The organism is Parabacteroides goldsteinii DSM 19448 = WAL 12034, assembly GCF_000969835.1.
In the GTDB taxonomy this organism is placed as follows: domain Bacteria; phylum Bacteroidota; class Bacteroidia; order Bacteroidales; family Tannerellaceae; genus Parabacteroides; species Parabacteroides goldsteinii.
Genome location: NZ_KQ033912.1, coordinates 2,754,726 through 2,769,856 on the forward strand (window position 1 = coordinate 2,754,726; position 15,131 = coordinate 2,769,856).

10 protein-coding genes are annotated in these 15,131 nt (G+C 40.7%); all 10 read left to right on the forward strand.

Going from position 1 to position 15,131, the window contains the following annotated elements; genetic code table 11:
* The 10 genes from HMPREF1535_RS09955 to HMPREF1535_RS10000 all read left to right on the forward strand — a co-directional run bounded on the left by HMPREF1535_RS09955 (window position 1) and on the right by HMPREF1535_RS10000 (window position 15,117).
* Complete coding sequence (locus HMPREF1535_RS09955; protein WP_046146024.1) at window positions 1-999, forward strand: methylcobamide--CoM methyltransferase; 999 nt, start codon at window positions 1-3, stop codon at window positions 997-999.
* Window positions 996-1,697, forward strand: coding sequence for a vitamin B12 dependent-methionine synthase activation domain-containing protein (locus HMPREF1535_RS09960; protein ID WP_224264106.1), 702 nt, complete (start codon window positions 996-998; stop codon window positions 1,695-1,697). Before HMPREF1535_RS09955 ends, HMPREF1535_RS09960 begins: the two co-directional genes overlap by 4 nt.
* A 5-nt stretch (window positions 1,698-1,702) precedes the next feature.
* Complete coding sequence (locus tag HMPREF1535_RS09965; RefSeq protein WP_046146025.1) at window positions 1,703-2,731, forward strand: L-rhamnose/proton symporter RhaT; 1,029 nt, start codon at window positions 1,703-1,705, stop codon at window positions 2,729-2,731.
* 36 nt (window positions 2,732-2,767) lie between these two features.
* Window positions 2,768-4,015: a uroporphyrinogen decarboxylase family protein gene (locus tag HMPREF1535_RS09970; protein ID WP_046146026.1), complete on the forward strand. Its 1,248-nt coding sequence runs from the start codon at window positions 2,768-2,770 to the stop codon at window positions 4,013-4,015.
* Between the two features lie 725 nt (window positions 4,016-4,740).
* Window positions 4,741-7,962 (forward strand): SusC/RagA family TonB-linked outer membrane protein, encoded by a 3,222-nt coding sequence (locus HMPREF1535_RS09975; protein WP_009860101.1) that lies wholly within the window; start codon window positions 4,741-4,743, stop codon window positions 7,960-7,962.
* 12 nt (window positions 7,963-7,974) lie between these two features.
* Entirely contained in the window at window positions 7,975-9,918 is a 1,944-nt protein-coding gene (locus tag HMPREF1535_RS09980) for a RagB/SusD family nutrient uptake outer membrane protein (protein ID WP_046146027.1), read from the forward strand.
* Between the two features lie 32 nt (window positions 9,919-9,950).
* A complete protein-coding gene (locus tag HMPREF1535_RS09985) occupies window positions 9,951-11,126 on the forward strand; it encodes a DUF5000 domain-containing lipoprotein (RefSeq protein WP_009860099.1) in 1,176 nt (391 codons plus the stop codon).
* 24 nt (window positions 11,127-11,150) lie between these two features.
* Entirely contained in the window at window positions 11,151-11,831 is a 681-nt protein-coding gene (locus tag HMPREF1535_RS09990) for a DUF4998 domain-containing protein (RefSeq protein ID WP_046146028.1), read from the forward strand.
* Between the two features lie 144 nt (window positions 11,832-11,975).
* Window positions 11,976-13,658 (forward strand): DUF6057 family protein, encoded by a 1,683-nt coding sequence (locus tag HMPREF1535_RS09995; protein ID WP_229102435.1) that lies wholly within the window; start codon window positions 11,976-11,978, stop codon window positions 13,656-13,658.
* On the forward strand, window positions 13,645-15,117 hold the full coding sequence (locus tag HMPREF1535_RS10000) for a TolB family protein (protein WP_228100051.1): 1,473 nt from the start codon (window positions 13,645-13,647) through the stop codon (window positions 15,115-15,117). The genes HMPREF1535_RS09995 and HMPREF1535_RS10000 overlap by 14 nt, the downstream gene beginning before the upstream one ends.
* Window positions 15,118-15,131: the final 14 nt, after the last annotated feature.

Below are 15,131 nucleotides of genomic sequence, written 5' to 3' on the forward strand. Positions count from 1 at the left end.
ATGAATAAGTTTATCGAGCAATTACAGGATAGCGACAAGCGGATCGCTATCCCTATCATGACCCATCCCGGAATTGAAGCGATCGGGAAAAAAGTGATCGATGCCGTTACGGACGGCGAGGTTCATTATCAGGCAATCAAACAGGTGACGGAAACCTATCCTACAACGGCTTGTACCGTCATTATGGATTTGACTGTCGAGGCGGAGGCTTTTGGTTGTGCGATCAGTATGCCGGAACACGAGGTACCCAGTGTTACCGGGCGTCTGGTGTATGACGAAGAAACCGTGAATAGCCTGCAGGTCCCTTCTTTGTCTGCAGGCCGGATGCCGGAATATCTGAAAGCGAACCGTCTGGCAGTGGAAAACATAAAAGACAAACCTGTCCTGTCCGGTTGTATCGGCCCTTTCTCATTAGCGGGAAGACTCTATGATATGTCTGAGATCATGGTCGGTATTTATATCGAACCGGATGTGGTAAAAACGCTGTTGGATAAATGTACAGCTTATATTACAGCTTATTGCCGGGAGCTGAAAGCGATCGGTGCAACAGGTGTGATCATGGCCGAACCGGCTGCCGGATTACTTTCCAATGAAGACTGTCAGGAATATTCGACCGTTTATGTCCGGCAGATAGTGGAGGCGGTACAGGATGAGAACTTTGCCGTGATCTTACATAATTGCGGAAATAAAGGACAATGTACCCAGGCAATGATTGATTCCGGCGCTGTAGCTTTACATTTCGGAAATGCCGTAAATATGGTTGAGACGCTGGAACAATGCCCGTCAGACCTCATCGTGATGGGAAACATCGACCCTGTCGGCATTCTGAAACAGGCCACATCGGAAGAGGTGTACCGGATTACTGCTGATTTGTTGTCAAAGACATCGCAGTATAAAAACTTTGTTATATCTTCCGGTTGTGATATGCCGCCTTTGGTCCCGGATGCAAATATCAAAGCCTTCTATCAGGCAATAGCCGATTTTAATACAGGGAAATGATGTTCCGGTCATACACATTTTCGTTTGAAGAGGTTCGTCCGGAAATACCGGTATTGATGGAGTACCTCCAAATCCCGGATTCAGAGAGTTATGCACTCGTCTCGGAGATTGTGGAGAAAACCTTTGACGAATTGAAAGATTCGAAAGAGATTATCGGCGGATACCGCGTACTGGATTGTCCGGAAGTAAATATGAGAGAAGGAATAGTCGCTTGTTCTGCAGGGTATTTGCATACAGGGCGTAAGATTAGCGGTTATATGAAAGGATCCGGCCGGATAGCTTTATTTCTTTGTACGGCAGGGAAAATTTTTACCGGGTTGTCACAAGCTTATCAGCAGAACGGTGATTTTCTGGAGGCATTCGTTGTCGAGTCGATCGGCTCGGCGACCGTTGAAAATGCAATGGATAAAGTGCAGCAGTATTTGGAAGAAGATATGACAGAACAGGGAAAGAAGATCACGAACCGTTACAGTCCGGGCTATTGCGAATGGGCACTGTCAGGGCAGCGCGATCTGTTTGCCTATATCGGCGACCACCCGACCGGGATTACTATCAATGAATCTTGTCTGATGCAGCCGATCAAATCGGTTAGCGGAATTATAGGAATAGGGGATGAGGTCAGAAAGCGACCTTATGGCTGTGATATCTGTAACAGTGCCTCTTGTGCGTATCGGAATATTAGAAGAAAAAAACATTAAGAGTTATGACATTTGAATTATTATTCGGAATCGGGCTGATAGCTATCGGGGCGTTTTCGTCGGGAAGTTTCTCGATCCCTTTTGGAAAGACCCGTAACTGGGCGTGGGAAAACTATTGGCTGATATATAGTTTGTTTGCTTATGTGATCGTGCCGTTGGTGACATGCTATGTTTTTTGTCCGGGCTTTATGAATGTGCTGTCCGGTGTCTCGGCACAGACGTTGGGATGGATCTTTTTACTGGGGATCATCTACGGTATTTGTAATCTTACCTTCGGACTTTCCCTGCGTTATCTGGGGCTTTCGTTAGGCTTCTCGCTTTCTTTGGGATTGATGATGATATTAGGAACGATCATTCCTCCGGCTATCGACGGGCGGTTGAATATTCTCTTGCAGCAATCCGGAGGGACTATGTTGATAGCTGGTTTGTTGATTGCCGCAGTCGGTATTGCTTTGAGTGGATATGCCGGTTACCGGAAAGATAAAGGTGTCGGACCGGAAGCGAACCCGGAACTTAATTTCGGAAAAGGACTGGTGCTGGTTTTCTTTGTCGGAATAACCGGTGCTTCGCAAGCCCTGGGTATAGAACAGGGCACGGGGATTTCATCTGCTTTGGTCGCTTCGGGTATCGATCCGCTATTCCAGACGTTACCTGTCTTTTTCGTATTGTTCGGCGGTTCTTTTCTGGCGACTGCGATTTGGTGCTTGTTCCTGTCGAAAAAGAATAATAACCTGAAAGTCTTTGTAAAGACAAAGGATATCGCTGTTTCAAGCAACTATCTGTATTGCGGATTGGCGGGTTTTCTTTGGTTTGTCAACTTTATCTTTTACGGTATGGGGAAAAGCCGGATGGGAGAGTTTTCGTTTACGGCCTGGGGGATATTGATGTCGCTGACCATTGTTTTTGCTACCCTTTGGGGATTGTACCGGGGTGAATGGAAGGCTACGGATACAAAGACAAAAGCATGGATGTATGTCGGACTGGTCGTATTGGTTGCTGCCTCTTTCATTATAGGAATGAGTGGCGGAGAGTGAGGATAATTAAAAATTGAAAATTGAGAATTGAAAATTATGACTTCAAGAGAGCGTGTTTTATCAGCTATAGCTCATAAAGAGCCCGACCGTGTTCCGGTCGATATGGGAGCAACTCCCAGTTCGGGTATTTCGGCAATTGCCTATTCCAATTTATTAAAACACCTGGGGCGTACCGACCTCCCGGTTCAGATTTACGATGTGGTGCAGCAACTGGCACAGCCGGATCTGTCGATTATCGATCAGTTCGGTATCGATCTCCTCGATATCGGCCGTACGTTTAATGTGAGTCCGTCCGACTGGCAGGAGACAATACTGGCTAATGGCGATAAAGCCCTGTATCCCGCCTGGTTTAATCCTGTAGAACAACCCAACGGTTCTTGGCATTGTTATGATACCGATGGTAAACGCCTGTTAGCAATGATGCCGAAAGGTGCCACATTCTTCGACCAGTCCTATTTCCCTTACGTGGATGGCTATCCTGATAGTTACGACGGTCTGGATGAAGAGATGGGACGTGTCCTGTGGTCGCGTTATGTACACAGTCCCTGGGACCATGCTGCCGATGACGGTTTCTGGGAACAGTTGAGAACAAATGCCTTGCATTTGCGGGAGACAACGGATAAAGCGTTGATGATCGTTTGCGGTTGCAATCTTTTTGAATGGGGAACTTTCCTGCGCCGGATGGATAATTTCTTGATGGACCTGCTTTGTGATCCGGATCAGGTGGAACGTGTATTGGATGAGTTGCTGGAACGTCACCTGGCAACACTTGAAAAGGTCTGTGCTTCGGTCGGCGATATAGTTGACATTATCCGCTTCGGGGATGATCTCGGGATGACAACCGGTCCGTTCATGGATCCGGATACTTATAAAACCCTTTTCAAACCCCGTCATAAACAGTTATGTGATTATGTAAAATCTCATAGTCAGATGCATACCTTTATCCATTCCTGCGGTTCCATCTCTTCATTGATGCCCCATATGATCGAGGCTGGAATTGAAGTTTTCAACCCGGTACAAACCAATGCCGTAGATATGTCTCCCGAATTTCTGAAAAAAGAGTTCGGACAGGATTGTACTTTCTGGGGCGGTGGTGTAGAAACCGTCGGCACACTGAACAACGGCACACCGGCTCAAGTTCGTGAACAAGTCCTGGAGCGTCTGGAGATCATGTCGTCCGGAGGTGGTTTTGTCTTTAATACCGTGCACAATATACTTCCGGATGTTCCGCCGGAGAATATTATCGCGATGTTTGATGCGGTGAAAAAGTTTAATAATAAATGAAGTTGATGATGTGAAAATATAAAAAAAACAATGCTTTTTGGGGGTGTACTTTCTGTTTGGCTTGTACGTCGGAAAATAACGAAAGCACTGTTTCCTCCGTCTGTTAAAGAATAAAATGTGATTCAATATATATAGGCAGGGATTGATGATTAGTTAAATAATGATCATAGTTTTTGTAGAACTACGTATCTTTTTGCAAAAATAGAAAAACATCCGATAAAATCGTTTAAAAAATCCGTTCTTTTTTTTGCAAAATCCGATATTAAACTAATAATAGAGGGGTAAAAGGTGAAGTTTTAACCTTTAACAAAACGTTTGTTGAGTTTTGTCTGCATATTTTTGACGCAATTTACTGATTATCTCGGAATAATTATTGTCTCTGGACCATAGTTCTACAAAGACTATGGTTCAGAGACTTTTTTATAAGTATGCGATAATAGATTGCAAAGGTGATGATTTTTATGGTTTAGACTTATGAATAGTCGTTTGATATTTGTATTAACTTTTGTTTGACCTTATCTCTAATCTCAATATGAATTGAAGGTGGATGAGATATAGCTATAGTATTAATGAATATAAAAGAATTTGTAAACCTAAATTTAATGCCTATGATATAAAGAAAAGGACAGTATGCTAAAAACGGATAATGTTTACACAATTATTCGGTTCACGTAAGATTAAACCAAATGTAAAACTGGTTAAAACTCTTAAACTAAGTAATTATTATGAATAAAAAAAGAATTGAAATAGGGATGGTAGCTAAAAGATCCCTTCCTATATTCGTTTTTACGACATTTTTATTTGTTTTGGCAGATTCGGCTTTTGCCACTGGAGCTGATGAAAAATCTACTATTACAGATAATAAAGTCAAAAAAGCAGGAATGGCTCTTATTCCTGCTCCAATGCAACAACAGAAAAAAATCAGTGGAGTAGTGACAGATGATTTAGGTGAACCTTTGCCTGGAGTTGCTATTCAGGTTGTAGGAACGCCGAGGGGGGTAACTACCGATGTTGATGGGACATATTCTATAGAAGTAAAAGAATCAGACAAATTGGTCTTTACTTATTTAGGAATGGAAACGCAAACAATTCCTGTTATAGGTAAAAAAGAACTGAATGTTACATTGAAACCTAAAGTTGACGAATTGGAAGAGGTTACAGTTGTTGCTTTTGCCAAGCAGAAAAAAGAATCGGTTATTTCTTCTATTACTTCCGTTAAACCTACTGATTTAAAAGTTCCCAGTAGTAACTTGACAACATCTTTGGCTGGTCGTATTTCCGGCTTGATTGCTTATCAGAGAAGTGGAGAACCTGGACAAGACAATGCAGAATTCTTCGTTCGCGGTGTAACAACATTCGGTTATAAAAAAGATCCATTGGTATTGTTGGATAATAATGAAATATCTTCTTCAGATTTGTCAAAAATCCAGCCAGATGACATTGCCAGTTTTAATATTATGAAAGATGCTGCAGCAACAGCCCTGTATGGTTCGCGTGGAGCAAATGGCGTTATTTTGGTTACAACGAAAGAAGGTGTTGAAGGAAAAGCCAGACTGAATGTCCGTTATGAAGAGTCTATCACAACCCCTACAAGTATGGTTGATTTGGCAGATGCGGTAACATATATGAAGCTGCACAATGAGGCCATTAAAACACGTGACCCACTGGGAGCAACCATGTATTCACAACAGAAAATTGATAATACGATTGCCGGAGGAAATCCGTATGTTTACCCTGCTAATGATTGGTATGATATTATGTTTAAAAAACAGGCTCATAGTCGTCGCTTGAATTTCAACTTAAGTGGTGGTGGTAAAGTTGCCAGTTATTATATCACAGGAACTTATAACTCAGATAAAGGAAATCAGAAAGTAGACGGTGTAAGTAACTTTAATAATAATGTCAATTTGAATCGTTATATTTTACGTTCCAACGTAAATATTAAAGTAACACCTACAACAACAGCAAAGGTTCGTTTGCAGGGTACTTTTGACGATTATAGTGGTCCGTTGGATGGCGGAGATGATTTGTATAAGAAAGTGATGAATGCCAATCCGGCGTTGTTTCCGCCCTATTATTTGCCTGATGAAGCGAATAAATATACTCAACATGTTTTATTTGGTAATGCAGATAAGGCACAATATATGAATCCGTATGCAGAGATGGTAAAAGGGTATAAAGAATATTCGACTTCCAATATGTTTGCCCAGTTTGAATTGGAGCAAAAATTGGATTTCATAACCGAAGGTCTTTCTTTGAGGGGATTGTTTAATACGAGTCGTTATTCATACTTTGAAGTAAAACGTGCTTATAATCCTTTTTATTATTCGGCAGGTATGTACGACAAGGCCTCAGATACTTACAAACTGAATATATTGAATGAACAGAGCGGCACGGAATATTTGAATTATGTGCCGGGAGAAAAAAAGGTTAATTCTGCTCTTTATTTTGAAAGTGCATTGAACTGGAATCGTATTTTCCATGAAAAACATAATGTTGGCGGCTTGTTGGTTTTCACGATGAGGGAATCGAAGAATGGAAATGAAAGTGACCTACAAAAGTCATTACCTTCACGAAATATCAGTTTGGCAGGACGTTATACTTATGCTTACGACGGACGTTATTTCGCTGAATTTAACTTTGGGTATAACGGTTCTGAACGTTTTGCAAAAAAAGAACGTTTTGGTTTCTTTCCTTCCGGAGGTTTAGGTTGGTTCATTTCCAATGAAAATTTTTTTCCTGAGGCTTTGAAAAAGACAGTAACCAAGTTAAAATTGAAAGCAACTTATGGTTTAGTTGGTAATGATGCAATCGGTAGTGAAGACGACCGCTTCTTCTATTTATCTAATGTGAATATGAATAACTCATATCTGGGCTCATCTTTCGGTACGTTAGGTAATAGAGGTGGTCGTGGGTTAAGCGGAATTTCCATTAGTCGTTATCCGAATGAAGACATCACTTGGGAAATTGCACGTAAGGCCAATTATGGTATTGAATTAGGCTTATTTGACAAAATTGAAATCCAGGCAGATTATTTCACGGAAAAGCGTTGGAATATTTTGATGGATCGTGCTGCCATACCGGAGACGATGGGGCTTCAAAGTAGTTTGAGAGCAAATGTTGGAGAAGCAAAGAGCCATGGTATTGATATGTCGCTTGATTATAATCACTCGATCAATAAAGATTTGTGGATTACGGGGCGTGCCAATTTCACGTATGCAACCAGTGAGTTTTTAGTATATGAAGAACCGGATTATAGTAGTACGCCTTGGAAATCACGTATCGGTCATTCGTTGGCTCAAGAATATGGCTATGTTGCTGAACGCTTATTCATTGATGAAGAAGATATCCGCAACTCTCCGGTTCAGTTTGGTAATTATATGGCTGGAGATATTAAATATAAGGATTTGAACGGTGACGGGAAAATAACGGAATTAGATCAGGCAGCTATCGGTTATCCTACCAGTCCTGAAATTGTGTACGGTTTTGGTTTTTCTATGGGATATAAAGATTTTGACCTTTCTTGTTTCTTCCAAGGATTGGCAAGGGAATCGTTTTGGATTGATGTAGAAAAAACTTCCCCATTTATTGGAAACCAAAGTGCATTGTTGCAAGCGTATGCCGATAGCCATTGGTCGGAAGCTGATCGTAATACACAAGCATTGTGGCCGCGTCTGTCTACATCCGTAGTTGAAAATAACAATAAGAAATCTACATGGTTTATGCAGAATGGCGGATTTTTGCGATTGAAATCATTGGAATTCGGTTATCGTATTCCGAAGCATATTATTGATAAAGCCCATATAAGTGATTTACGTTTCTATTTAAGCGGAACCAACTTGCTGACTTTCTCAAAATTTAAATTGTGGGATCCGGAAATGGGTGGAAATGGTTTGGGATATCCTATCCAGAGAGTATTTAATGCCGGAGTTCAGTTGTCATTCTAAAATGTAAATAAGATGATGAAAAATATATTATTAAAAAGCTTACTGTTCTGTATCGTATTACTGGAATGTCTCTCTTGTAATTATTTGGATATTGTTCCGGATAATATGGCGACAATTGATTATGCATTCCGTAATCGTACAGCATGTGAAAAGTATTTATATACTTGTTATAGCTATCGCCCGAGGCATGGCGATTTCTCGTGGGACCCGGCGATTGCTGCTACAGATGAAGTTTGGTGCCATTCTTATATTAATTCTGCCGGGCGTTATATTGCCCGTGGCATGCAGAAAGTGAATGATCCTTATATGAACTTCTGGAGCGGAGCTAAATCAGGGGATTCCTTTGTCATTCCGGCTTTGTGGGATGGTATTCGTGACTGTAATATCTTTCTTGAGAATGTGGATAAAGTAACAGATTTACCTTCGTATGAACGTGACCGTTGGATAGCAGAAGTAAAATTCCTGAAAGCCTATTATCATTTTTATTTGTTCCGAATGTATGGTCCTATACCTATTATGGATGTCAATCTGCCGGTATCGGCTACTCCGGAAGAGGTAAAAGTATATCGTGAACCGGTAGATAATGTTGTTGATTATATAGTAAATCTGCTGGATGAAGCGGCTGCAGATCTTCCTTCTAATGACGACTTGGTGGAAGGCACTGAAGCCGGACGAGTATATAATCTGGTGGCTAAAGCAATGAAAGCTAGAGTTCTGGCATATGCTGCAAGTCCATTGTTTAATGGAAATACGGATTATGCCTCTTTGGTCGATAATCGCGGAGTACAATTATTCCCTCAAACGTATGATCCTGAAAAATGGAAAAAAGCAGCAGATGCTTGTTTGGAGGCGATTGATATGGCTCATGCACAGAATAAACGGCTTTATACGAGTGTAGATCCACTGTTGAGTACGCAGAACGATACCTTCAAATTGCAAACCACTTTACGTCAGGCTATTTGTGATCGTTGGAATTGTGAACTGATTTGGGGGAGTACTAATAATGACCAATATTCATTTGTTCAACGATGTCAATCCCGTGTTTTGCGTGTTGGTGCAGAAATGGGAACAGTAGTTCGTACCGAGTGGGCCCCAACATTGAATACGGTTGAAAAATTCTATTCATCCCATGGCGTACCTATCAATGAAGATAGAGACTGGGTACAGAACAACTGGTATAGCCAACGTTACGAAATTCGTCCGGAAGTCTCTTCCGGTGCTGAAAAGTATTATGTAAAGGAGGGGCAGAAGACTGTTAATCTACATTATAATCGTGAACCCCGATTCTATGCAAATATAGGTTTTGACCGAGGTATCTATTTCGGTAACGGTTATAATAAGTTTCCGGATAATGTAAAGCATTGCGAATTTTGTGCGAAAGAATATTCAGGAGTAGCTTCTGCTTCCGAGGCATTCTCTGTTACAGGATACGGAGCTAAGAAAATGCATAGTTTTAAAGATGCTATGACGGCGAACGATTATAGTATAGAGTATTATCCATTCCCGATCATGCGTATGGCAGATCTGTATTTGTTGTATGCTGAAGCACTGAATGAATATAGCGGTCCGAGCGGTGAAGTATATAAATATGTAGATATGATTCGTGAACGCGCCGGTTTGGAAGGAGTTCAGGCTTCCTGGACTAAATATTCCATTTCTCCTTCTAAAGCTGCAACCAAAGAAGGCTTACGGGAAATTATACAGCATGAACGTGAAATCGAATTGGTTTTTGAGGGACAACATTTCTGGGATCTCAGACGCTGGAAGAGAATTCAGGATCTTAATGAACAGCCAAAAGGATGGAATGTCATTCAGGGAGATACTCAAGATCTCTTCTACACAGTGACTTCAGTGGCCCAGACTCCAGTTGAGTTTTCAGTAAGAGATTATTTCTGGCCGATCAATGAAAAAGAGATTTCGATAAATTCGAATCTGGTTCAGAATTTTGATTGGTAAGTTGGTAATTAGTAATCATAATAAATGGGACAATGAAAAAGAATTTATTATATATACTTTCCGTTTTGCTTCTGATTGCATGTTCGGAAGAGGAACGTACGTTTGTTAAAACAGATTCTGTCGCTCCGCAACCTGTCAGCAATGTAGAAGTTACTAATATTCCGGGTGGTGCTATTTTGAAATATACTTTGCCGGACGATGAAGATCTACTTTGTGTAAAAGCTAATTATGAATTGAAATCAGGTGTTTCAAGTGAAGTGAAAGCTTCCTTATTTGTGGATACTCTTAAGATCGAGGGTTTCGGCACGGAAGATGAACGTATCGTGGAACTGGTAGCAATAGATCGTAGTCTGAATGAATCGTCACCTGTAAAAGTGACCGTGAAGCCACTGGAGGCTCCTGTTGTTACGATCGGACGTACTTTAAAGTTGATTGCCGACTTTGGTGGTGTACATGCCTATTGGGATAATCCCGGGCGATCTGAAATTTCTGTTATTTTGGAACAAAAAGATAATAACAATGAGTTCAACCGGATCGATGCTTACTATAGTACGGTGGTAGAAGGTAGTGCCGCGACTCGTGGAATGGATACTGATCCGAAAGATTTTAAAATTTATATACAGGATCGTTGGGGAAATGTAAGTGAAGCTTTGGAAACGACCATCTCACCTCTGTTTGAGGAACAATTTGATCGAACAAAAATCACAGGTATGTCTATTGAAGGCGACCAACCTTCGGCTTGGGGATGGGTTCTCGCAAACTTGTTTGATGGGACGAAAAGTGACGGTAACGGATTTCATACAGCTAATGGGTCAGGTGTTTGGCCGCAATGGATTACATTCGACTTAGGTGTGACCGGGAAGATCAGCCGTATCAAAGTATGGCAACGTTTGGGTGACTGGATTTATAAACATGGAAATTTGGAACATTTTGAAATCTGGGGAACCTCAGATGCTGAAAATTTGAATGATCCTTCGGTCTGGACTTTGATGATGGATTGTAAGAGTACTAAGCCTTCCGGATTACCATTAGGGCAGATATCCGATGAAGACAGGCAATGGGCCGAAGCGGGTGAAGAGTTCGTTTGTGACCCAAGTAAACCTAAGGTTCGTTATCTCCGTTTGCATGCTTTGCAAACTTGGTCTAATGGTGACTTTTTCCATATGTCTGAAATAGAGGTCTATGGACAGGTTGGTGAGGATAAGTAAGGTAATTATTAAATGTATAGAAGTATGATAGTAAAATATGTTATTCCCCTGCTGATTTTTTGTGTTGGGGTATTTTCTACGTCTTGTGATGATATGGACGCTTTACATATTGGTTTCCTGGAAGAAGGCGAAACTATTTATGCGGCGAAAGTGGATAGTGCATCCGTCGGTCCGGGTAACGGTCGTGTTAAGATGGAATTGTTCATCAATGCCCAACGTATTGAGAAGCTCCGTATTTACTGGAATGCTTATACGGATTCCATTGATTTCAATGTCGGCGGACAAGTTGGTGAATTCTCTCTTATGATTGAAAATCTGCCGGAACGGGAATACTTGTTCCAAATCGTCAGTTTTGATAAATATGGAAATCGTTCACTTCCGTTTGAAGCAACAGGTAGAGCTTGCGGTGAAGATTATCGGAATACCTTACCTAACCGTCATATTGAAAACATTTCGAAGACGGAAGATGGTAATATATTGATAACCTGGGGCGCAGCAAATGACGGTGCGGAGAAATGCGTGATGACTTACACCGATGCAACCGGTCAACAACAGATTCGTGAGGTGTTGGCTACAGTATCGGAAGATATTATTCAGAATGTCCAAAGCGGATCTTCATTTACGTATTATACAATATATAAGCCGGCGGCTAATTCACCGGATAGCTTTAATACGAAAGAAGATTCAAGGGATTTTCCTGAATAAGTAGTCTTTATAACTTGTAGATAAACATGTTGAATGTAAGGAGAGGTGTGTTGGGGTACAACATACCCTCCTTTCTTCTAAAGTGAATTCATTATGAACAGGAAGGTTGTGGACATATTATTTGTCCTGTTTCTATTCGTAGGTATGGTAACATATCTCTTTTATACCCAATCTTACCGGATTATTTTATCTGGACAGGTTGGTTATTTTTTAGCAACAACTGATTTTTTCACCTCTTTTCTTCCTCGGATACAAGGAATTGTAGATTATCTAGCCTCTTTTCTGGTACAATTTTATGTGATTAGGTATTTCGGAATCGGAGTCTTGATAAGTCTGGCTTTTCTCTTGGGACTTCTGATAAATATGTTGTTAAAACCTTTTACAGAATCTCGTTACCGCATTCTTTTATCTTTTTTATATTCGACGACATTTGTTTGGTCTCTACATAGTTTCTCCGATTATCCCTTGTCGAAAGATCTAACTTTATTGATTTCTTTTATCTGTTGCCGTCTTTATATCGGACTATCCGATAAGCGCATACGTGTTTTGTTCAGTTATTGCCTTGCTTGTATTCTTTGGTATATTTGTAAAGAAGCAGCGTTTGTAGCTTGTTTGTATATATTTGTTTATGAGTATCTGAAAGGAATGAGAAATTATTCTTACCTGATCTCTCTTTGTTCTCTTTTTGCCTTTTCAGCATTGTTCACGACTTTATTGCTCCAATATTGTTTCCCGATGGAAGAAGTGTTTGTTGCTGAATGGGAATTGGATTGGTATCCTTGGTATCTGATTTATATGACTTCTTTTGTCGGTTGTATCTTTTTATTACGTTGTTCACGCGGTTATCTCTTTGTTGCCTCCGGTTATCTTCTGTTGGCCGTATATGCTTGTCATGTGAATACCGACCGTACCAGGGAGTTTGAGATGAAATTGTTTTACCTAATGCAACAAGGTGATTGGAATAAATTGCTGGGTAGTATATGTGATGCCGAAAAACTGAACTCTAGAACCTTGAATTATTATTATATGGCATTGGCACAAACCGGACAATTGAGTAATGCCTTGTTTCGGGATGGATTCCCTTATTCGAAGTCATTGGTTTCAGCGGGTGAGCAATCGTATGTTTCGAAAACTCGTTTGAGCGATATCTATTGGAACTTAGGTTGTTTTCGGGCTAGTCAGGTGTTCTCGACTGAAGCCATGTCGATGTTGGATACGGGGGTGAACCCTTATCATCTTAAACGCTTGGCGATGATCCATTTGATTTATCGGGAAAATGATTTGGCAATAAAACTTCTGCGTATATTGAAAAAAACGGTGATGTATAATCGCTGGGCTGTCGATTTGTTGAACCGGATGAAACATGATCCAGATCTGGAACAGGTCGATTGGATCATTCGTTTCCGGAAGATGCTTCCTTCATATGGTTTCCAAATAGGCATGAACAGGCCATTAGAAAATATAACAAACCTAGCTATCCAATTACCATTTGAAACATTGGCTTTGGAATATGCTTGGAATTTGGCATTACTGGAGAAAAAGGTTGATTGGGTGGCTAGGATGGTCCGCTATAAATTGGATTTTTCTCCGAACTCGGAAATCCCGATCCTGTGTCAGGAAGGAATTTTAATCTATGAGCGAGGGAATAAAATCAGTGAAGACCGGAAATTAAAGATAAACTATGATGAAGGCGTATTGGCGCGTTTCAAAGAGTATTGTACTCAGGGAAAACGTCCGCTAAATACGATATCCGGTTATTTGGTAATGAATAATGATTATAAATCCAGTTACTTTTATTATTATGAATCTGTCGATGTTCATAAATAGGTATTGTTATTTCTGTTTATTGGTATGGGTATGCATTTCGTGTCAATCCGTATCCAAGGATATAACTGAGGAACTGTCGCAGAAACCCCAGTTGTTTCCCGATTATACCGATATTGTCATACCCTACAATATTGCCCCGTTGAACTTTAAAGTGACTGGTCGCCCTGAGCGAGTTGAGGCTGTGTTGCGGTTTTCTGACGAGAGTTGGGTACTTACAGGAGAAGAAAAGATTATTTTCCCGGAAAAGAAGTGGAAACAATGGCTTGAAAAGGCTAAAGGAGGTCATATATCGGTGACATTGAAAGCCGAATGGGATGGAAAGACATATCAATACGTTCCGTTTGACTGGGAGGTGTCGATTGCTCCAATTGATCCGGTACTGGTTTATCGAAAAATAGAACCAGGGTATACAACTACTAATACTATGTCGATTAACCAGCGGAATTTGACAAACTTTAATGATGAAGTTTTAATCGATAATATGAAATCGGAAACCGGCTGTATAAACTGCCATTCTTTTTGTCAGAATGATCCGGATCAGATGCTGTTTCATTCACGTCAGAAAAATCCGGGGACTTATTTTATCCGACATGGAGAAATAGAGAAAGTGAATACTCAGGCGGGAGAAATGTCACAGGCCGCCGGATATCCTTTTTGGCATCCGTCGGGCAACTACATTGCTTTTTCTGTTAGTCAGACGCGACAAATTTTTTATGAAGGGAAGACTCCCATAGAGGTCTTTGACTTGGGGGCGGATGTGATAGTATATGATTTGAAAGACAAGAAAAGTTATACAATTCCGGAACTATTTGCAGATTCATTGCATAATAATTATCCTGTGTTTACGCCCGATGGTAGAACCTTGATTTATTGCGGGGGTAAAGCTGTTCAGGTTCCTAAATATAAGAGTGATTTAAAATTATCTCTTTGTGCGATTCGTTTTGATGCGGATAAAATGGAATTTGGGGAAACGGTGGATACATTAGTGTCAGCTTCCCGGATTAATAAAAGTATGTTACATCCGAGAGTCTCTCCCTGCGGACGTTTTTTGCTTTATACGGAGGTGGAATACGGTTCGTTTTCCAATTATCATAAATCATCTGATTTGGCTTTATATGATTTAAAAAATAAGACACATAGGACGCTAGACGAGATAAACTCGGAGGATGTGGATAGTTTTCATTCCTGGTCGTCTGTGGGTGGATGGGTGGTATTTAGTAGTCGTCGGAATGACGGATATTATACGTACCCTTGGTTTACACAAATCAATGATGCCGGGAAGGCTTCCAAACCGTTTCTTTTGCCTCAGGAGAACCCAGACTTTTATATTTATTGTCTGACTTCTTATAATGTTCCCGAATTGGTAAAAGGAAAAGTAAATATTAATCCCTATAACCTTCGGAAAGCAGTTATGGAAGCTCCTGTAATAAAAAGTAAATACGAAATACAAAATGACTGAATTTAAACACGACA